Source organism: Spirulina sp. CS-785/01, from assembly GCF_028330525.1.
Lineage (GTDB): Bacteria > Cyanobacteriota > Cyanobacteriia > Cyanobacteriales > Spirulinaceae > JAQMSD01.
Genome location: NZ_JAQMSD010000101.1, coordinates 1 through 21,001, shown reverse-complemented (window position 1 = coordinate 21,001; position 21,001 = coordinate 1). Strand labels below are relative to the sequence as shown.

Genomic DNA, 21,001 nt, shown 5'->3' with positions numbered 1-21,001 from the left:
AATCAAAAAGATACCCCATATAAGAACCGATGCCCAGAACCCAGAAAAACGATAACTTTATTGATAAAAGTTTCACCGTCATGGCAGACATTATCCTCAAAATGCTGCCCACCAATAAAGCCTCCAAAGAAGCCTTCGCCTACTATCGGGATGGAATGTCGGCGCAGTCAGAGGGAGAATATGCAGAAGCCCTCGAAAACTACGAAGAAGCCTTAAAACTTGAAGAAGATGCCAACGATCGCAGTTATATCTTGTATAACATGGGGCTAATCTACGCCAGTAATGGGGAACACAACAAAGCCATCTCCCGTTACCAAGAAGCCCTGGATCTCAACCCCAAAATGCCCCAAGCCTTAAATAACGTCGCCGTCATCTATCATTATCAAGGGGAAAAAGCCAAAGAAGTCGGTGACAGTGACGAAGCCGAAGCCCTCTTTGACAAAGCCGCCGAATACTGGAAACAAGCCATCCGCATCGCCCCCAACAACTACATCGAAGCCCAAAACTGGCTCAAAACCACCGGACGCTCTGAATTAGATGTATTCTTTTAATTTGGTTCTTTGTTCTTTGTTCTTTCTCTTCTACCTTCAGACGCTATCAACTGCAAACGCTGATTACTGATTACTCTCGGTGAAACTAAAAAACGCTGAAAGTTGGCTAAAAGCCTTACTGTGATGAGTTTCTGACTTTCTTTTTAGGTTAACTTTACCCTTTCTCCAACATCTGCCCTCTGCCCTCTGCCTCCTGCCTTCGGATGCTGATTACTGATTACTGATTACTGATTACTGAAATGATTGACCGCGAACAAGTCCACAAAGTCGCCCATCTCGCCCGCTTAGACCTCACCGCCGATGAAGAAGCGGCCTTTACAAAACAATTGAGCAGCATTTTAGAATATTTCGAGCAATTGAGTGAATTGGACACCGAAAACGTCCCCCCCACCACTCGCGCCATTGAATTAAGCAATGTTGCCCGTCCTGACCAACTGCAACCCACCGTTTCCCATGATGAACTCCTGAAAGAAGCCCCCGCCCAAGAAGACGACTTCTTCCGTGTTCCGCAGATTTTAAACGATTAAGATGTAGTTAGATCGGAGAAACATGAAATATAACCAACTGGGTGATAGTAACCTACAAGTCTCCGAAATTTGCTTGGGGACCATGACCTTCGGCCAACAAAACACCCTAGAGGAGGCCAAAGAACAATTAGACTATGCCACCTCCCAAGGGGTGAATTTCATTGACACGGCGGAAATGTACCCCGTCCCCGGTAAGGCGGAAACTCAAGGGAAAACCGAAGCCTATATTGGGGAATGGTTAGTCAACCAGCAACGAGATAAGTTGATTATTGCCACAAAAGTGGCCGGGCCGACTTCTCGAATGTCGTGGATACGGGGGGCTAATAACCGTCTTGACCGTCGAAATATTGAACAGGCCATTGATGATAGTCTCCAGCGTCTGAAAACCGATTATGTGGATTTATACCAGATTCACTGGCCCGACCGTTATGTTCCCCTCTTTGGGCAACCGCCCTACGACCCCAAAAATGAACGAGAAACCATCCCTATCGCGGAACAGTTAGAAGTGTTCGGGGACTTAGTGAAAGCGGGGAAAATTCGCTATTTAGGGCTGAGTAATGAGACTTCTTGGGGAGTTTGCGAGTTTTGTCATTGGGCAGATCAATTAAATTTACCCAAGGTGGTGTCTATTCAGAATGCCTATAGTTTAGTGAATCGGATCTTTGAGATTGATTTGGCGGAGGCCAGTTATCGGCATAAGGTGGGATTATTGCCCTATAGTCCCTTGGCTTTTGGCTTTTTGACGGGGAAATATCTACATTCTATTCCGGAAAATTCCCGTGTGGCGTTATTTGAAGGGTTTGGCCAACGGTACAATAAACCGAACCAACGGGAGGCGATAGAACGTTATGTGCAGATTGCTCAAAAGTATAATATCACTCCGGCTCAGTTAGCGTTGGCGTTTGTGCGATCGCGTTGGTTTGTGGATAGTACCATCATTGGGGCTACGACGATGGAACAACTCAAGGAAAATTTGAGGAGTACCGAGATTACCCTGTCTCCTGAGATCTTACAGGAAATTGACGCGGTTCACGCCCGTTATCCGAATCCTACTCCTTAGAGTCAGGGATTGATCTTTCTATATAAGCTGGGCGCAAACATTCATTGCGCCCCTACTTCCATAAAAGGGTAAAATCCTCAAAAGGACTGATGACGAAGGCTTAACGATTAATCGTTTCACACAATTCTACAATTTTAGTTTGTAACGCATCTACAGGGGATGCGCCTCGTTTTAAACTGACTTCTAATTCTAATAATATAGGTAAACATTTCTCTAGTTTTTTTGCGGTGATCTGATTTAATTCTTTTCGGATAAAATAAAGCCGTTTAGGGTTGCCGATATCTGCCGCAGAGGCGATGGTTTTATGGTCTTTTTCGCCTTTTTCTAACATTAATTTGACGATTAACCACATTCGGAATTGTCCAACTAATGTTGCTACAATTCGTAAGGCTGGCTCGTTTTTATTGATTAAATCAGCGACTAATCCCAAGGCGTGAGAACTTTTCCCATCTCGAAGGGCGGCGGCTAATTGTAAGCTGTTTTGGGTGTTGGCTACGACTAAACGGGCTATGATTTTATCATCTAAGGGTTTTCCTTGATTATTGTATAATTGCAGTTTGTCTAATTCAGTCCACAGTTGGCGGGTATTGTTGCCAATGGAGTCTGCTAACAAGTCGGTGGCTTTTGGGGTTAGTTTGACTCCTTTTTCTTGGGCGACTTGTTTGACATTTTTTAAAATTTCTTCGGTTTTCCAGGGGGGAATTAGGGAAAATTCACGGATGGAGGCGTGTTTTTGTAGGAATTTGGTGGCTTTGCTGCGGCCATCGGGTTTTTTGCGACTGGTGAGGAGGAGGTGAGAGGTTTCGGGGAGGTTGGGGAGGGTGCGTTTTAACTCTTTGAGGAGGGACTCGGAACAGTTTTGGGTTAAAATGGTGTCGGCCAACCAGACGAAACGGCCTCCCATGCCGAAAGGGGGTGTCATGGCTTGGTTGAGGCCCTCTAGGGTGGGTTCTATACTACTGCTCTCGAATCGGTCATAATTAAATTGAGTCCAGTTGGGATCAAGGACTTCGGCTTCTAATTGCGCGATCGCTTGCTCCATTTTAAAATCGTCTTCACCCCAAAACACATAAACTGGCATAGATCACTAAGAAAATTTGCGTTTCTATTTCTGAGCGTACCAGACCACTCTACAATCAAGATAAATGATGGAGGTATATTGATTTGGACGAAACCTATCAAGACTATCTGAACCGGGTGGCTAAGTTAACTCGGTCTGCTAGTTATCACACTCAATTACACAATTTACAACCCTCTCCCAAGTTTAAGGAAGGGAAAGCGGTGGCCTTTCCAGGATACACGGTGAACTCTCCGACTTGGGCTCAAGATGATTATCCGGCGAATCAGGCGTTTTATCAACATCTCCAGACCCTACAAGAACAACTTTTAGGGGAAATTAACACCGAGATGATCATTCCTGTGCCGCCGGAGAGTTTCCATCTTACCATTGCTGATCTGATCTGGGAGGAGACCTATCGGGATGCGGTGGTGAGGGATGAGAATTTTGATGAGAAATTGCGCGATCGCATCGCCAACAGTTTCCAACAATACGAACAACAGTATCAAACCCCCCACCCCGTCCAACTGCAAATCTTAGGGTTTACCCTGCGGCCTCGAACCTTGTCTGTTGCTTTACTCCCAAAAAGTGAGGAAGCCTACCAAAAACTATTACACCTCCGCCGGACTATTTATCAAAATTCAGACTTAATCGCCTTGGGGATTGAACAACAATATCCTTATACCGCCCATATTACCCTAGGGTACTTTGGTAGTATTCCAGAACACCTAGACCGCGATCGCATCGCCAAAACCCTAGACCGTCTCAACGACGCAGAATTAGACCGTGATCCCGACTTACTCACCCTCCAGCAAGCGGAATTACACAAATTTAGCGATATGACCCACTATTATAGAGAAGCCAACTTTCCCGTCGTAAAATTGTGACCCCAGACCATCCCATTGTCCAAGAAAGTTTTGCCATCATTGATCGAGAAATCGGCGAACATTCCTTCAATGACGCAGAATATACCATTATTCGGCGGATCATTCACACCACCGCCGACTTTGACTATAAACACCTCGTCCAATTTAGTCCCGATGCCATTGATGCCGGACTACGGGCCCTACGACAAAAAACCCCCATCATTGTCGATGTAACCATGGTTCGCCAAGGCATCGCCAATAAAGTCGCACAAACCTATCAAAACCCCATTATCACCGCCATTGACTCCGGCAATTCTCCCCTCCCCGGTAAAACCCGCACCGAAACCGGGTTAATTCGTTGTTTTGAAAAATATCCCCATGGCATTTATGTGATCGGCAATGCCCCTACTGCATTATCGGCCTTATGTCAACTTATTCCCCAAACCCTCCACCCCCCTGCCTTAGTCATAGGAGTCCCCGTCGGCTTTGTCAATGTGGTAGAGTCCAAACAACAACTCGCCACCCTGAGAATCCCCCAAATCCGCATTTCTGGCCGCAAAGGTGGTTCTTCCGTTGCTGCGGCTATTATTAATGCGTTTTTAACAATGGAGAATTAATAAGGGAGAATAAGTAAAAAGATTAATCATGGTAAATTAATCATAGTAGGGTGGACAATGCCCACCCAGAGAGCGTTTCATGATTTTTTAGGGTCTTTTGATACCGGATTCAGTATAATTAATAATTGGTAATTGATAAGCTGTTGTGCATTGAAATTGGTATGTAATAGTCGGGAACAGGAAACAGGCAAGAGATTAGAGTTTTTGGTTCAATTAAACAAACCTCGTTTAAAAGTGTTTTCGCTTAATAGATAATGAAATGCTCAGGAGTTAAACAAACAACAAACAACAAACAAAAAAACTAATTCTCCATATAACTAGAGGCTTGTAAATTGAACATTTGGGCGTATAAGCCATTATTTGCCATTAACGCTTGATGGGAACCGATTTCGACAATTTCGCTGTTTTCTAACACCACAATGCGATCTGCTAATAACACCGTAGAAAAACGGTGACTGACAAAAAACGTCATTTTACCTTGGGTGAGAGTACGGAATTTTTGGAAAAGTTCAAACTCTGCGATCGCATCTAAAGCCGCCGTTGGTTCATCTAAAATTAAAATCGGGGCATCACTCATAAACGCCCGGGCCATGCCAATTTTCTGCCATTGGCCTCCCGATAACTCAATCCCCCCCTTAAACGTTTTCCCCAGTAACGTCTCATAGCGGGCCACCAAATTATCAATAATTTCCCCGGCCCCTGCATTTTGGGCCGCGGCCTCCATTTTCGGCAGATTTTCCCGTTCGGGGAGATTGCCAAAGCCAATATTATCCTGCACACTCAAGTAATAACGGGCAAAATCTTGATACAGCACCCCAATATTGGCCCGTAAATCCGTTAACTCAAAATTTTGAATGGGAATACCATCAAATGTAATCTCCCCCTCCGTGACATCATAAAGACGAGTGATCAGTTTTAACAATGTCGTTTTCCCAGCCCCATTCACCCCTACCAACGCAATACTTTCATTGGGTTTTACCGTTAAATTAAGATTGCGTAAAGTCGGAGAGTCACTGCCTGGATAAGTGAAACTGACATTTTTTAAGGATAATCCCTCTTGTAACGGTTGCGGGAAGGGTTTAGGGTTAGCAGGGTTTAAAATCGTGGGTTTGAGGTTGAGAAACTCGAAATATTGGGAAACGTAGAGGTTTGACTCATACACCGAGGCAATATTCTCCAACAGTCCAGGAATTAAATTCTGTGCCTCGTTAAACGCCCCGGTGTACATGGTAAAGTCTCCTAGAGAGATTTGCCCCCGCACCGTTTGCACCAGAGTCCAAATATAAGCCCCATAAAAGCCAATATTACTAATTAATCCCCCCACTCCGCGCATCGTCGCGTGTTGTCGGGCTAAATTCGCCGATTTGCGGTTAAAACGGGTGCGGATGGTGTGCCATTGTTGTTGTAGATAGTCTCCCAGGTTAAAAAGGCGAATTTCCTTAACAAACTCTTGCTGAGTTAACACTTGTTGTAAATAGTCTGCCAGTCGGCCTGCTTGGGTTTCCCGTCGTAGCATCCAGAAGCGTTTCCCCGAATAGCGCACCCCTACCCAAAAGGCCGGGAAAGCTGTAAAAAGGAGAAGAAGCGCGATCGCAGGATTAAAACGCAATAATAAAGCCAGCAAACTCCCTAAACTAATAATCTGGCCAAAAATCCGGTTTAACGTATCCATCACCCGCACCGGGTAATTACTGCCACTCTGTTGGGCGCGAGAGAGCGTATCATAAAATTGAGAGGACTCATAATGGCCAACATCGAGACGAATGGCCTGTTGTAATAACACCGCATTAGCATACAGTGTAAATTCATCTCTCAAGACTCTAGAAACGTAGGAATTCGCCTGATTGAGGATTTCATACAACACACTCAACCCCAACCGCACAGCCACTAAGATAAGTAACGGTTGCCAAATAATGGGGGTTGTCCCGATCATAGCAATCACGCGATCGACAATCATCTTATTAATAATCAACTGAGACGCAGGTAAAAACGCCCGAATTCCCGTCACCCCAAGGGAAAGCAACAACCATTGAGGGGTAGCTTCCCAGACTAATTTTATTAAACGGGGTGTGGTGGCGATAATATCCCACACTCGTCTCGTTTGAGTCATGTTTGTTTGTTATTTGTTGTTTGTTGTTTGTGACAAAGGGAACAGAGAACTTGGGAACTGGGAACAGAAAAAAACATTTTTTTCAATCTTCAACAGTCCAGAAATAGTGTTTTTGAATTCCGTTGACTCTATATTTGAGACTTGACAAAATACAAGATTCTTGAAATTAGCAGCAATGCCCATTACCCATTACCCAATTTAACATAACTTCTGCTGTGGTTTTTGGCTTTTCGAGGTGGGGTACATGGCCACATTCTTCAATCCAAACTAATTGATTATTGGGTAAACTTTTTTGAAATTGATAGGCGGCTTTTGTCCCTAAAATTTGGTCATTTGCTCCCCAAATAATGAGGGTGTCTGGCTTGATCTGTTGTAATTTATTTAAAAAGCCCCCATAGCCTCCACTTTTGGTAAAGGCAATTAAGGCTTTATTCCAATGGGGCAATTGTATATGAAGACTGGCGCAGAGGTTGGCATCAGGGGTGACAAAATTTTTATCAAAATAAGCGGCACGACTAATATTTTCTCTAACTCTAGGGTTGCGTAAAAATTCTGTGGCGAAAAATCCCAAGGGGGGAAAGAGAAATTTACTCATAATGGGTTTTTGGGCTAAACCTGCACTATCTAGTAAGATGAGTTTCTCAACGGCCTGGGGATAGGTGAGGGTAAAATCGAGGGCGGTGGCCCCTCCCATGGATGCACCGACTAAGATCATGGGGTGTTGAATGCAGGTTTCCCAGAAGGCGTATAGGTGGGTTTTGATGCTTTCTGGACTAAAGGGAATGTCGGGGAAACGTTCGGTAAAGCCAAACCCTAATAAGTCTATCAGCCAGGTGGGGGCGTTGGGGGCGAGTTGGGGGAAAAGACGACGGTATTCTAGGAGGGAACTGTCAAATCCGTGTAAGAGTAGGAAGGGGGAAACGTCGGGGTTGGTGGTTGCCGGGGTTTTAACGTAGGTGGTGGGGATGGGGTGGGGACTGAGGGGGGTGGGAAGTTGGGTTTTTTGGATGTTTTGGGCGAGGGTGATGGAGGTGTCTTCACGGAGGTTGAGGACTTGGGGGGGGAGGAAGTCAGGAAACATGAATTTTGGAGAATGAAGGAGGATAGGTTTGGGGTGGATGGGGTTAGGTGAACCCCTAGACAATCGAGGCTCTCAGTCCGGTCTGTACGCGCCAGAGACTGGCGTAAACGCCGTTTTGGTCTAAAAGGGCTTCGTGTTGGCCGGACTCGACAATTTTGCCCTGTTCGAGGACATAGATGCAATCGGCGTTGCGGATGGTGGAAAGGCGGTGCGCGATCGCAATCGTAGTTCGATGGGCTGTAATCTTGTCTAAAGAGCGACTAATAGCCGCTTCTGTCTCATTATCCACCGCCGAGGTCGCTTCATCAAGGATCAGGATGGGGGGATTTTTGAGAATGGCTCGCGCGATCGCAATTCGTTGTCGTTGTCCCCCAGAAAGTTTCTGGCCCCGTTCCCCCACAATCGTCTCATACCCCTTAGAAAGGGTCTCAATAAACCCGTGGGCCTCCGCCAACTGCGCCGCCTCCTGTATCTCTGCAAAAGTCGCCCCAGGACTCCCATAGGCAATATTCTCCGCCACCGTCCCATGAAATAAAAACACATCCTGACTCACCAAGCCAATAGACTGGCGCAAGTCCGCCAAGGGAATTTCCCGAATATCCACCCCATCCAAAGTAATTTGTCCCTGTTGCGTCTCATAAAAGCGCAACAATAACTTAACCAAGGTACTTTTCCCGGACCCCGTTGATCCCGCAATCCCAATAGTTTTCCCCGCCGGAATCTCTAACGACAAGTCTTTTAACACCGATTCCCGTTCATTGTAGGCAAAACTCACCTGATTAAACACAATCTCCCCTTTCACCGCCGTTAACGCCACATGACCCGAATGAATTTTAATCGTTGTATCCAACAAATTCATCACCCGTGTTGTGGAGGCCATCGCCCGTTGATACAAGTCCAGGGTTTGTCCCAACCGAGTCAGCGGCCACAGTAACCGTTGCGTCATAAACACCAAAACACTGTACGTCCCCACCGCTAGGGTGTCATTCACCACCGCTAACCCCCCAAACAACATCATCGCCGTAAAGCCGCAAAGAATCACCAAGCGAATCAGTGGCACAAAGGCCGCACTCAGCATAATAGCCCGTTGGTTACTCTGACGATAGGCTTCACTCTCTTGGGCCAACCGTTGGATTTCGTAGGCTTCGGTGGTAAAACTTTTAATCGTCGTAATCCCACTTAAATTATTCGCCAAACGGGTATTCAACCAACTCACCTTTTCCCGCACATCGGCATAATACGGGGCGAGTTTCCGTTGAAAGAGAATTGACCCCCACACAATAATGGGGATAGGCAGCATTGTCATCCAAGCCACATCCGGGGCTAAAATCATAAAGCCAATACCAATCACAATCACCGTAGTGATCACCTGTAATAGTTCATTAGCCCCCACATCGAGGAAACGCTCTAATTGGTTCACATCGTCACTCAGCACCGACATTAACCCCCCAGTGCTGTTTTCCTCAAAAAAAGACATCTCCAACTCTTGCAAATGACTGTAAGCATCAAGACGGAGATCATGTTGGATATTTTGGGCTAAGTTCCGCCAAAGGCGGTTATAGGCGTATTCAAACAGGGATTCTAACCCCCAAACGAGGACGGTGAGGATAGAAAGGATGACCAGTTGGGGGAAGATATCTTGGAAGCCAAAACGGGCAATTAAAGAGTTTTCTTGTTGCACTACCACATCCACGGCGGCCCCGATGAGGACGGGGGGGGCGAGATCAAAGAGTTTGTTGAGAATAGAACAAAGGGAGGCTTGCCAGATGGGGAGACGATACTTGCGGGAGTAGCGCAGGAGACGCTGGAGGGGATGTTTTTGGCTCGGAGTGGACAAGAGTTTTGGGTTGAAATCTGTAGATGGGCAATTGTCGTGATTTTTTATTTTAGCGGGAAATCGAGAACTTGGTGATTCGGCGCAGGAGTGTTTGGATTGGTGGGCAAAACCCGATAATTAGGGAGGGGTTCACCCTTGACCAAAGTTCACGTTTCATTGAACAAAAAAGCCGCAAAAATTGCATTTAAAATTGTGAAAATGGAAGTTATTGTTAATGAACAAAGTACATAGACTTAGCCTTGGGTTTAAACCCAAGGTTAATCGCTAAAACCGGTTAAAAACAGTGACCTACAAAACTATTCAAGGCCGTTACAGTTCAGAATTAAAATAAGCCCTAAAGGGCTTACTACGAAATTATTTAAAGGACTGGAGTTCGATTATTTTAAATGCTCTAAATCTCCGGGGTTTACGACTCCTTTTTCGGTGATGATTCCGGTGATTAAATGAGCCGGAGTGACATCAAAAGCGGGGTTGTAAAAGTCCACGCCATCGGGACATAAGCGGGTTTCTCCGACTTGATATAATTCTGTAGTATCCCGTTCTTCGATGGGGATTTCTGCTCCACTTTTTAATTTAAAATCAATGGTGGAAAGGGGGGCGGCGACGTAAAAGGGGACTTGATGGGCTTGGGCAATTAAGGCGAGTCCATAAGTGCCAATTTTGTTGGCGGTATCGCCATTAGCGGCAATGCGATCTGCTCCGACGACTACTGCATGAATTAATTTTTGCTGCATACAATGGGCGGACATATTATCACTAATGACGGTGACTGGAATTCCCTCTTGTACACATTCCCAAGCGGTGAGTTTGGCCCCTTGTAAGCGGGGCCGGGTTTCGTCGGCATAAACGCGCTGGAGGCGGTTTTCTCGCCAGAGCGATCGCACTACCCCCAAAGCGGTCCCATAGCCTGCTGTGGCCAATGCTCCGGCGTTACAATGGGTGAGGAGGGTGAGTTGCTCTGGGGTTTGGGGGAGGGCGGTGAGGCCATGATCCCCAATGGCTTGACAAGTTGCCACATCTTCTGCTTGCATTTGTTGGGCGGTTTCCAGGAGGGTGGCTTTAATTTCTGCAACGGGTCCCGAATGCTGGTGGGCGGTTTGTAGTTGGCGATCAATGGCCCAGAATAAATTAACCGCAGTGGGGCGGGTTTGGCGCAGATGTTGGGCGATTGCTTCCAGTTTTTGGAGGAATTGGGCTTTATTCTCGGTGTCTATTTCTCTTGCGCCTAAATACATCCCATATCCTGCCGCAACGCCAATGGCGGGGGCGCCGCGCACTATCATGGTTTTAATGGCGTTGGCCATGGCGTTGTAGGTGTCAATGGCAACGGTGGTGGAGGTGGCGGGGAGACGGGTTTGATCGATGAGGATGGCTTGGTTATTTTGCCAGATGACGGGATAGATCATTTGTGTTGTGGGTTGTGGGTGGTAGAGTGGTCAAATCAATTCTATGCGATCGCGCATTGCTTCAGCTTTAAGACATTCCCAAATGAAAGTATTTTACCTTAACTGCCTGTCATGCCTTTTAAGGTTTGGGAGGCTTCGTTAATTTTTTGAATGCCTTGACGAGTTTGGTTAATTCCATTGGCAGTTTGTTGCGCTCCATTATTAATTTCATTCATGGCTGAAACGACTTCTTCGACGGCGACGGCTTGTTGTTGAGCAGTTAAGGAAATTTGTTTATTACTGACGACAATTTTGTTTACAGCATTGAGGGTGGTTTCTTGATTGGTTAGGACGATAGTTTTAATAGCTTTCCGAACCCCTTGGAAGGATTTAGTCGTTTGTTGGGAAAGGTTAATACTATTATTGGCTTCTTTTTTAGCATCATCGGCCACACTCACTGTGGTTAAAGTTGTATTTTGAATATCGACAATAATTTGGTTAATTTGTTCGGCGGACTGTTTACTTTGATCGGCTAATTTACGAATTTCTGTGGCGACGACGGAGAAGCCTTTGCCGTATTCTCCGGCGCGGACAGCTTCTACGGCGGCGTTAAGGGCTAACATATTGGTTTGGTTGGCGATATCACTTACCAGTTTGGTGATGTTGCTAATTTGGCTGGTGCGATCGCTCAGTTGAGTGATGCGATCGCTGATTTCTTGGACTCGCTTTTCGAGGTGGGTGATTCCCGCTAAGGTATCATCGACAATTTGCGCTCCATCGTTGGCTAATGTGAGGACTTGATGGGCCCCTTGAGAGCCTTCTTCGGCAACATTTAAGACTTGATGAGCGTTGTCTAATCCTGCTCCCGCTTGTTGAGCAGATTGTTGGCTAGAAGTGCGGAGTTCGTCCATCGTTGCTGTTGTTTGGTTGACTGAAATTGCCTGTTCATCAGCCACTCGTTCTTGTTGTTCCACACTAGCCACAATTTGCATCGAAGAACTAGCAATAATATTAATAATTTCACTCAGGGAATTGACAATCCCCCGACTGAGACTCCATCCCAGTGCGATCGCAGTAAGGGGGCCAATGAGTAACCCGATGATTACCCAAAAATTAGCCCGTTCCATTTCTGTCTTTGCTTTTGCTTTGATGTCTAAGACACTTTCTTCGTTGATTTCTAATAGGGTTAAAGCGGAGTCTGTGGCTTCTTGAAAGAGGGGAACAATGGTTGAGCGCATTTGATCAAGTTGCGATCGCAGTTCTAAGGCTTGTTGCACGTTCGCTACCGCTTTGGCATTCTCATTATCTATTTCCTGTTGTCGTTTCCAAGGATTTTGAATATTTAAGGCTCGATAACGCTTTTCTAGGTCTAAAAATTCCTCTTGTTGTTGTTTCCAGGCTTGCCAATTTTGTAAAAAGTTTTGATATTCTTGGGCTTCAAGATTGGTTTGTTTCGTTTCTTCGTAGGTTACAAATCCTTCTTGAATTTGTTGCCAAGCGGTTTCAATCCGGGCTAAAGACTTTTGCTTTTCTTCGGGAGAAGCATCGACACTCAGGAGTAAGCGACTGGCTGATTCTATTTGGGTTTGTCCCTCGTTAATTTTCCACAGGGCAACAACTCCTGGAAAGGTATCATTAACGATGATATCAAAATTATGATTTTGTCTATAATTTGCTGTCCAACCTAAGAGCGCGACAATTAACACAATTAATCCCATGAATAAAAAGGTAACAAGCAGTTGGGTTGGTAACTTGAGTTTGCGAAAAAACATAAGCCTCCGCAGCATTTAAGGCTGTTAAATTGCAATTGAAGAATTAATCAAATTAGGTAAATTTCGACAAGAACAAAGCCCACTATAGCATTTTCATCAGAGTTGTAAACTGACTTGTTTGGCCAAGGGAATAGGGAATCAGGTATACAGTTTTTTTTTAGTGTTCGTGTAAAACCTCATGGGGTTTTACACCTCATTTGAAAATGCTATATATTCAGTATAGTTTTCATAGTCCTAATTTACAGAAAATCTTAACCTTTTTTAATTGAATTGTCATGAGTGACTCTTCAATTTTTTGCAAACAATTTACACTTATGCAAAGAATAAAGGATTGTTTTTTAAACGTTTTCTGTATCTGGTAATGCCCCTTGCATTTTTCTCAACCAGTCAATGAGGTTTTCCAATTGTTTTTGCGGTTTGAGAACCCCTAAACCGCGAACCGTAACTTTTTTGGGAGAATAAACAAAACGGGATTTTAAATGTTCCGGAATATTTTCTTGTAACAATTTCCAAGCGGGTTCTTCCATAGGAGTTTCTAAAACAACGTGCTGTTTTCCTTCGGGTTTGATGCGGGAAAACCCAAGGGATTTGGCGATTTGTTTCAGTTTCACCACTTGAATTAATTGTAGGGCCGGAGCGGGGATTTGACCATAGCGATCGCGCCAACTTTCCTCAATGCGATCCAATTCTACCGTAGAATTGGCACTGGCCACCTCCCGATAGGCGGACATTTTTTGCTCCATATCTGCAATATACGTTGTAGGGATAAACGCAGTTAACTTCAAGTCCACCTGAGTATCCTCCACCTTGGGAATTTCTTGGCCTTGGATTTCTTGGAAGGCCTCCTGTAACATGGACATATAAAGGTCAAACCCAATGGCCATCATTTGTCCCGACTGTTCCACCCCCAACAAGTTACCTACCCCTCTAATCTCCATATCCCGCGTTGCCAGTTGATAACCCGATCCCAGTTGTGTAAACTCTTGTAAGGCGCGTAATCGCTTCCTAGCTGCCTCTGAGAGCGTTTTCTGTTGGGGGTACAGTAACCAAGCGTGTGCTTGAATTCCCGACCGTCCCACCCGGCCTCGTAGCTGGTATAGTTGCGATAGACCAAACCGTTGGGAGTCCTCCACAATAATGGTATTGACACGGGGAATATCTAACCCCGACTCAATAATCGTGGTACAAACCAAAATATCCGCGTCCCCATTATTAAAGGTCAGCATCGTTGATTCTAGCTCAGTTTCCGCCATTTGTCCGTGAGCAATGGCAATTCTCGCACTGGGGATCATTTCTCGCAGTTGTCCCCCTACTTCTTCAATTCCTTCTACTCTGGGGACGACATAAAAGACTTGTCCTCCCCGGTCCAATTCATTGCGAATTGCGGTGCGAATGACTTCCGGGTTGTAGGGGGATAAATGGGTTTTGATGGGACGACGGGAGGGGGGTGGAGTGGTAATTAAACTCATTTCCCGGATACCTGATAAAGACATATACAAGGTGCGGGGAATGGGGGTTGCGGTTAGGGTTAAGACATCCACATGGGTTTTTAAGGCTTTGATTTTCTCTTTCTGATTGACTCCAAAGCGTTGTTCTTCGTCCACCACGAGGAGTCCTAGTTCTTTAAAATCGACGCTTTTTCCGAGGAGTTGCTGTGTCCCAACAATAACATCTAATTCTCCGGTTTTTAACCGTTGTAGGATGTCCTTTTTCTCCGAGGCCGTCCGGAAACGGTTTAAGAGTCCGACATTAATGGGATAGGGAGCAAAGCGTTCTTTGATGGTGTGATAATGTTGTTGGGTTAAAATGGTGGTGGGAGCGATAACTGCGACTTGTTTATGGGCTGTTGTCACCACTTTAAAAATAGCACGAATAGCCACTTCAGTTTTACCAAACCCCACATCTCCACACACTAACCGATCCATGGGGCGATCGCTCTCTAAATCTAGTTTAACATCTTGCGTGGCTTTTAGTTGATCCGGAGTCGGTTGATAGGGAAACGAATCCTCCATTTCTTCTTGCCAAGGAGTATCCGGAGGATAGGAAAACCCCTTCTGTTTTGACCGTTGCGCATAGAGTTTCAATAAATCGACCGCAACTTTCTTAACGGCTTTGCGGACTTTATTTTTAGTTTTCTGCCACGCTTTCCCGGACATTTTATTGAGAGTCGGGGGTTTCTTGTCCTGGTGACGATATCGGGACAAGGTATCCATAGCATCCACGGGAACACGCAACACCCCATCTTCGTATTGAATGGCTAAATATTCCCGAAAGTTGAGGGTTTCTAATTGTAAAAATTTGCCAATCCCGTGACTCTTATGAACTACATAGTCTCCAGGGGAAAGTTTATCAAGATCAACCTGTTTTGAGGTTGCGCGTCTCCGTTTGCGGATGTAGGTGGGGGTGGCTAAAGCGTGTTGACCAAAAAATTCTCGGTCGGTGACAACAACGAGACGGAAGGTAGGTAAAATAAAGCCTTCTAATTCGGCCAGTCCAGAATATTTTACTGCCACTGCGGTGCGTTGATTTTGTAACCGTTCAATGGCTAAAAAGTCGCGGGGGTTGGGAACAAATTGTGCGGGACAGTCATGTTCTTGTAACAGTGCCACAGAGCGAGAGGGTTGGGCAGAAATGAGCAAAGTGTTATAATTTCTAAGGGTGAGTCCTTGATAAATTTCTCGCTTTCCCCGTAAGATTTCGGCAAGTTTGGCGAATTGATGGGGAGTGGTAGGAATGGGCCGACTGGAGAGGTTAATTGCACTGTTATCCCCTGCTTCAACAATTTCGGAGAGATAGAGATGGGGAAAGGTTTTATTACTGGACTCTAAGAGGGTATTCAGGGAGTAGTGAGTGGGGACTAATTGCTGTTTTGCGGCGATATGATTAAACTGATCTTGGGTATGGTCTAACCAGCGATCGCTATGGGCGCGACATTGTTCAATTTCATCAATGGCGACTATACTATTCTCAGGCAAATAGTCCAAAATTGATGCCGGTTTCGGGAACGCAACTCCCAAAAAGCGACGCATTCCTTCGGGACTATTTCCCTCTGCTATTCCCTCTTGTTCTTCTGGGGTGAATAATTCTGCAATTTTCTCCTGTTCCTGTAACGCATGGGTAATAATGGGAGAAAACGCGGTGGGAGTTAATGTTAATTGTTCAATTTTATCTAAAGACCGTTGCGTTGCGGGGTCTAATTCCCGGATACGTTCAATTTCATCCCCAAACCATTCTACCCGCACTGGAAGTTCTGCGGACACAGGGAAGATGTCCACCAAGTCCCCCCGACGACTCCATTGGCCTTCTGTCTCCACCAGAGACACCCGTTCATACCCCAGTTTCGCCAATTGACGGTCTAATTCTTTGCTCTCACAATTCATCCCCACTTCTAGGGAGATACAGTAGGATTGAAATTGCTCTACGGGAGGGAGGTGGGGTTGTAGGGCCCGTTCTGTGGTAATAATGGCGCAGGGTTTATCTTGTTCCATTAATGCAGATAAGACCTGCATCTGTCCCCAAATCATTTCTGATTCTGGGTCAAATGGCTCATAGGGAGACGCTTCGGAGGTGGGATAGAAAAACACCCTCGACCACCCCATGGCCTCTAATTGCGCTGTCCAGCGTCCGGCTTCTTCGAGGGTAGCACAGAGGACGAGGAGATGGTTGTTTTGGTGTTGCGCGATCGCGCTAGAAACTAACCCTTTAGGCAGACGGGGAACACCATTTAAATGGAGGCTTTGTTGTTGAGTCAGTTTCTCGCTGAGTTCTTGAGTTAGGGGAGATTTTGCAATTGTCCGAATTACCGCAGAAAAGGCCATTGTTCTTGGTGGTTGATTACGATTTACTGTTTACTGTTTACTGTTCCTGTACTAGCCGTTGTAAAACCTCCTGAAACTGCTGTTGTAAGGCTTCACTTTCGCCAATTTGTTGGCGAATTTCTTCATATTCTTCTACAGTTAACCCGGCTTTTTGAATTTCATCCCTAACGGCCAATTGTCTAAACTGAGAAACTCCACGAATTAAAGGCGCGACTCGTTCAAAGGTCTGTTCTTCTTGGTCAGTTAAAGGCGGCTCCAAGTCATCAAGATTTGAAAATCCTTCGACAATCGCCACGGCTCGTTCACGGGGAATGCCTTCACTGCGTAAAACTCGACTGGTTAATTCTAACGCCAATAAATTAATATTGCGAACAATAAACCAAATTTCTGCAAAGGTTTCTATCTGACTCTGACTCACCGCTTGAGCTATCATTTGCCTTTCTGAAACCGGTTTCTGAGTTTCGGCAATAACCGGAGTGGAATATCCCAGTAATAACGGAAAAACCAAGCCAGTCCCAGCAACTGCTATTTTTTTCATGGGGGGTAATTTTACTAAAACTACAGTTATTTTAACGAAAAAATTGACCTTTTGAGGGAGCGAGTTCAACTCCATTCCCCTCACGGTCAGTTTGATGGAATGGTAAGGGGGGAAACTCGGACTAAACCCTCGAAAATTAGGGCATTTGTTGCCTAAGAAAAGCAACGGACTCCTCTATTATCATTCCCGATTCTTGTTATTTGGGCAACCCCTTGTCAAAATGGGTGATCATGTGGTAAAAAATGAAAGTATGGTGGGTCACTGTGTCCAATGTTCCTTACCCTTCCCCATTCATGTTTAAAGTTCTCCACGTTATCCCCTCGGTTTCCCTGATTCGCGGTGGTCCGACCCAGGTGGTTTTGAATATGGTGCGATCGCTGCGAGAAGCAGGCATTGAGGCAGAAATTACCGCAACCAACGACGATGGCCCCTCAGTCCTTGATGTCCCCTTGGGTGAACCCGTAAACTATGAGGGAGTCCCGGTTTGGTTTTTCCCCCGCTATGAAGCCCCGACGAACCATGTTAGTCTAGGGGGAGACCGGAGTTTTTTATTTTCCCTCCCGTGGACAAAATGGTTATGGCATAACCTCCGCCACTACGACATTTTAGACCATCATTATCTATTTTCCTACGGGTCAACCTGCGCCGCCCAAATTGCCCAAAGGCAAAACATCCCCTATACTGTGCGTACCATGGGACAACTCTCCCCTTGGGCCCTAGGGCAAAGTCAACGGAAAAAACAACTCTACGCTTGGCTACTCGAACGGTCTAACTTAAACCACGCTGCCGCCATTCATTGTACCTCCTCTGGGGAAGCCGAAGACGTGCGCAATTTTGGTGTCACCCGTCCTACTGTAATCTTACCCCTTGGTGTAGAACCACCGCCACCCCTTCCCGACGCACAAGACCAACTCCGTCATCGCTATTCTATCCCCCCCGACACCCCAATTATTTTATTTTTATCCCGTCTTCACTACAAAAAACGGCCCGAATTATTACTCGAAACCCTAAAAACACTGCAACCCGACTATAACTTTCACCTCCTCCTTGCGGGAACTGCCACCGAGGAGGGATACTTAGAGAAACTGCAACACCTCACCCACCAACTGGGGTTACAACAGCAAGTCACCTTTACCGGGTTTGTGTCAGGAGACGACAAAGCATTAGTCTTACAGGGGTCCGACTTCTTCGTGTTACCCTCCTATGCAGAAAACTTCGCCATTGCCGTAGCAGAAGCCATGGCCGCTAGTCTCCCCGTTATTGTAACGCCAAACATTCAAATTGCCCCCGATATTGCTGCCACCGAGGCCGGAATCGTGGTACAAGGGGAACAAGGGGAATTAGCTGCTGCGATCGCGCAACTCCTCTCCTCCCCCCAACAACGGCACAAAATGGGGGAGAATGGGAAAAAATTAGTGCGATCGTGCTACTCTTGGCAAGCCATTGTCCAACAACTCATCCCCATTTATCAAAACATTATAGCCCCCCCCAAACTATCTCTATGACTGGTCTTTGTCTGCATATAGGTTGCGGTTTAATCATCGCCGAAAACTGGTACAATATCGACGCATCCCCCACCCTCCGGTTGAGTAAACTCCCCATCTTTGGGCCGATGATGGCCAAAACCCTCAAACTACCCCATTGGTCAAGTAATGCACATTATGGGAATATTGTCAAGGGGTTAAATTTAAAATCCAACAGTTGCGACTTAATTTATGCCTCCCACGTCCTCGAACACCTCACCCTAACAGACTTCCACACCGCCATGGACCACATTTACAGCTATTTAAAACCCGGAGGAGTCTTCCGCGCCATTGTACCGGACTTAGGGAACTTAATTGCCACCTACATCAAAGAACAACAAGACCCAGAATTAGCCATTCAAGCAGCAGGAAACTTAATGCAGAACTCCCTCATGGGTCATCTAGGCAGCCGTAAAAGCCTGTTATCCCGTCTTAAAGAGAGTTTAGCAACAATCGTCATCAATGGATGTGGGACTCCCCTGCGTTAAAAAACGCCTTTGTAGAACACGGGTTTCAACAAGTCCGCATTTGCGAATACGGAGACTGGCCCGACTCCCGTTTTGCGGAGGTAGAACACCCAGAAAGTTTTATTGATGCGTTTGGGGTGGAAGGGGTTAAACAGTAAGCAGTACGCAGTAAACAGTAAGCAATGACCAATGACCTATGACCCAATCCCCAAAATATTCGCTAAAGTGAGACAATAAAGCTCATTTTGCCCAAGGGTGTCTTATGCAGTCGCAATTTGCTGACGATCGCTCATTTCAGAGTGTAGATCAAACACAAACCCCCGAACTATCCTCCTCAGCACAAACCGAACCCCCAGAAGACACAGAAACCCCCCACACCTCCTTTACCTTTGAAACGCACTTTCAAGGGTGTATGGGGATGTACAGTCCCCCCGACACCGTGGCAGAATATTTAGATGCCCATGAAGGGTGGTTTTGTCGTTGCGCTCAACCCATGACCGCAGAACCATTAGGAGAGAACGGCTATATTCTCACTGTAGGACAATTTGGGGCATTTGGGTATGAAGTTGAACCCAAGATGGCCGTAAAATTAGACCCCCCACAAAACGGGGTTTATGAAATGTATAGTGTGGTCATTCCCGACTATACCCCACCGGGATATGATGTCGATTATCATGCTTCGATGACATTGGCCGAGATGGACCCCTCGGACGTGCAGTGGAAGGCCAAACCCCAAGTTTCCCCTGTGGTGACGCAGGTAACGTGGCAACTGCATTTAGGGGTGACAATTCAATTTCCCCAGTTTATTTATAAGTTACCCAATCATATTTTACAAAAAACGGGCGATCGCGTGTTATCCCAAATCGTCCGCCAAATCTCTCCCCGTCTCACCTACAAGGTACAAAAAGACTTCCACGACCGAATGCAGCTTCCCCTCCCCCCCAAAAAGTCCCGCAAGTTAGTGAGCTTAAACCCAACAGAAGACTCGGAAACAACGGAGAATACAGACAACGAACAACAGCAATAGTTAGAGGACTTGTCAAACCCTCCAATTGGGGCAATTTAAGAATTACCCCAACTGGCTTTGACTCCGTATTAGAGTATTAGAGACTACTCAGGATTTTCTGAACAATTTGCGTGCCACTGACGGCTTGCCAGCCAAAGAGGCCCAAGAGGACAATATTGAGAGTAATGTGGGTATAACGGGCGATATCATTGCCTTTCTGCATAAAAGGAACGAGAGAAGCAGAAATGGCCACTAACCCGGTGATGCCTAACCCGGCAATGAGGTGAGGCCCGACAAAAAGTTTGCCGTTGTTAACGTAAGTGACAGCCATCCCCCCAATACAGCCTAACACCAACAAGGCGAGGAGAGCCGCCCCGATCTGGTGGTGGCGGGTTTTGAAGTTCTTTTTCACCAACTCCTTGCGGGTTTCGGAGTCTGCGTTACGGGTTTGACGAATTTTGCTGCCTAAGTACAAGGCATAGAAGGAGACAGCGAGCAATACCCACATGAGCAGAGGGTGGAAAAATTGCGAATAGGTTTTAATGGGGTCTGGAATATTTTCAATCATCTGTTTTGCTGGGTTAACCTCTAGTAGGCGATTTACTTGACTTTTTTGGACATTAGGCTACAAAGCCCTACTTATACCCCTCCTGGAGTTTTCTGGCCCGTGCCGGATGAACAGGTTTCAAAGGTGTTTGATTTTGGGCAGGGTTATGAGAAATGCGTAATTGCACATGATTGTAAGGGCTTCTTCAGCCACTCAGTTAAACTGTAAGGTTTGCCTCG

The 21,001-nt window shown here is 46.0% G+C and carries 18 protein-coding genes; 9 read left to right on the top strand and 9 right to left on the bottom strand.

The window, feature by feature from the left end:
- Window positions 1–29: 29 nt before the first annotated feature.
- From PN462_RS05815 to PN462_RS05805, 3 genes are all read left to right on the top strand, one after another.
- Window positions 30–551 carry a photosystem I assembly protein Ycf3 gene (locus PN462_RS05815; protein ID WP_272127074.1) on the top strand — a complete coding sequence of 174 codons (522 nt, stop codon included), beginning with the start codon at window positions 30–32 and terminating at the stop codon, window positions 549–551.
- Window positions 552–790: 239 nt separating this feature from the next.
- A complete protein-coding gene (gatC, locus tag PN462_RS05810; protein ID WP_272127073.1) occupies window positions 791–1,078 on the top strand; it encodes an Asp-tRNA(Asn)/Glu-tRNA(Gln) amidotransferase subunit GatC in 288 nt (95 codons plus the stop codon).
- Between the two features lie 22 nt (window positions 1,079–1,100).
- Window positions 1,101–2,138 carry an NADP(H)-dependent aldo-keto reductase gene (locus tag PN462_RS05805; RefSeq protein ID WP_272127072.1) on the top strand — a complete coding sequence of 346 codons (1,038 nt, stop codon included), beginning with the start codon at window positions 1,101–1,103 and terminating at the stop codon, window positions 2,136–2,138.
- A 100-nt stretch (window positions 2,139–2,238) separates the two neighbouring features.
- Here PN462_RS05805 and holA read toward each other — a convergent pair whose 3' ends face one another.
- Window positions 2,239–3,219 carry a DNA polymerase III subunit delta gene (gene holA, locus PN462_RS05800; protein WP_272127071.1) on the bottom strand — a complete coding sequence of 327 codons (981 nt, stop codon included), beginning with the start codon at window positions 3,217–3,219 and terminating at the stop codon, window positions 2,239–2,241.
- A gap of 83 nt (window positions 3,220–3,302) precedes the next feature.
- Between holA and PN462_RS05795 the strand changes: the two genes are divergently transcribed.
- Both PN462_RS05795 and PN462_RS05790 read left to right on the top strand, forming a co-directional pair.
- Window positions 3,303–4,082, top strand: a complete 780-nt coding sequence (locus tag PN462_RS05795; protein WP_272127070.1) for a DUF1868 domain-containing protein — start codon at window positions 3,303–3,305, stop codon at window positions 4,080–4,082.
- The gene (locus tag PN462_RS05790; protein ID WP_443029079.1) at window positions 4,076–4,678 is read left to right on the top strand and encodes a cobalt-precorrin-8X methylmutase; all 603 of its coding nucleotides are present in this window, start codon (window positions 4,076–4,078) and stop codon (window positions 4,676–4,678) included. Before PN462_RS05795 ends, PN462_RS05790 begins: the two co-directional genes overlap by 7 nt.
- A 301-nt stretch (window positions 4,679–4,979) precedes the next feature.
- Here PN462_RS05790 and PN462_RS05785 read toward each other — a convergent pair whose 3' ends face one another.
- The 7 genes from PN462_RS05785 to PN462_RS05755 form a co-directional block, all read right to left on the bottom strand.
- Window positions 4,980–6,788 carry an ABC transporter ATP-binding protein gene (locus PN462_RS05785; RefSeq protein WP_272127068.1) on the bottom strand — a complete coding sequence of 603 codons (1,809 nt, stop codon included), beginning with the start codon at window positions 6,786–6,788 and terminating at the stop codon, window positions 4,980–4,982.
- A gap of 166 nt (window positions 6,789–6,954) precedes the next feature.
- On the bottom strand, window positions 6,955–7,869 hold the full coding sequence (locus PN462_RS05780) for an alpha/beta fold hydrolase (protein WP_272127067.1): 915 nt from the start codon (window positions 7,867–7,869) through the stop codon (window positions 6,955–6,957).
- Between the two features lie 55 nt (window positions 7,870–7,924).
- Complete coding sequence (locus tag PN462_RS05775) at window positions 7,925–9,706, bottom strand: ABC transporter ATP-binding protein (protein WP_272127066.1); 1,782 nt, start codon at window positions 9,704–9,706, stop codon at window positions 7,925–7,927.
- A gap of 377 nt (window positions 9,707–10,083) precedes the next feature.
- The gene (gene mtnA / locus PN462_RS05770) at window positions 10,084–11,112 is read right to left on the bottom strand and encodes an S-methyl-5-thioribose-1-phosphate isomerase (RefSeq protein ID WP_272127065.1); all 1,029 of its coding nucleotides are present in this window, start codon (window positions 11,110–11,112) and stop codon (window positions 10,084–10,086) included.
- A 98-nt stretch (window positions 11,113–11,210) separates the two neighbouring features.
- A complete protein-coding gene (locus tag PN462_RS05765) occupies window positions 11,211–12,863 on the bottom strand; it encodes a HAMP domain-containing methyl-accepting chemotaxis protein (protein WP_272127064.1) in 1,653 nt (550 codons plus the stop codon).
- 338 nt (window positions 12,864–13,201) lie between these two features.
- The gene (mfd, locus tag PN462_RS05760; protein WP_272127063.1) at window positions 13,202–16,681 is read right to left on the bottom strand and encodes a transcription-repair coupling factor; all 3,480 of its coding nucleotides are present in this window, start codon (window positions 16,679–16,681) and stop codon (window positions 13,202–13,204) included.
- Between the two features lie 37 nt (window positions 16,682–16,718).
- The gene (locus PN462_RS05755; RefSeq protein ID WP_272127062.1) at window positions 16,719–17,219 is read right to left on the bottom strand and encodes a hypothetical protein; all 501 of its coding nucleotides are present in this window, start codon (window positions 17,217–17,219) and stop codon (window positions 16,719–16,721) included.
- 242 nt (window positions 17,220–17,461) lie between these two features.
- Here PN462_RS05755 and PN462_RS05750 point away from each other — a divergent pair, with 242 nt between their 5' ends.
- The 4 genes from PN462_RS05750 to PN462_RS05735 all read left to right on the top strand — a co-directional run bounded on the left by PN462_RS05750 (window position 17,462) and on the right by PN462_RS05735 (window position 20,236).
- Window positions 17,462–18,724, top strand: a complete 1,263-nt coding sequence (locus PN462_RS05750; protein ID WP_272127061.1) for a glycosyltransferase — start codon at window positions 17,462–17,464, stop codon at window positions 18,722–18,724.
- Entirely contained in the window at window positions 18,721–19,230 is a 510-nt protein-coding gene (locus tag PN462_RS05745; RefSeq protein ID WP_272127060.1) for a class I SAM-dependent methyltransferase, read from the top strand. Before PN462_RS05750 ends, PN462_RS05745 begins: the two co-directional genes overlap by 4 nt.
- A complete protein-coding gene (locus PN462_RS05740; protein ID WP_272127059.1) occupies window positions 19,209–19,367 on the top strand; it encodes a hypothetical protein in 159 nt (52 codons plus the stop codon). The genes PN462_RS05745 and PN462_RS05740 overlap by 22 nt, the downstream gene beginning before the upstream one ends.
- A gap of 104 nt (window positions 19,368–19,471) precedes the next feature.
- Complete coding sequence (locus tag PN462_RS05735; RefSeq protein WP_272127058.1) at window positions 19,472–20,236, top strand: DUF1997 domain-containing protein; 765 nt, start codon at window positions 19,472–19,474, stop codon at window positions 20,234–20,236.
- Between the two features lie 76 nt (window positions 20,237–20,312).
- Here PN462_RS05735 and PN462_RS05730 read toward each other — a convergent pair whose 3' ends face one another.
- Entirely contained in the window at window positions 20,313–20,783 is a 471-nt protein-coding gene (locus tag PN462_RS05730) for a DUF4079 domain-containing protein (protein WP_272127057.1), read from the bottom strand.
- Window positions 20,784–21,001: the final 218 nt, after the last annotated feature.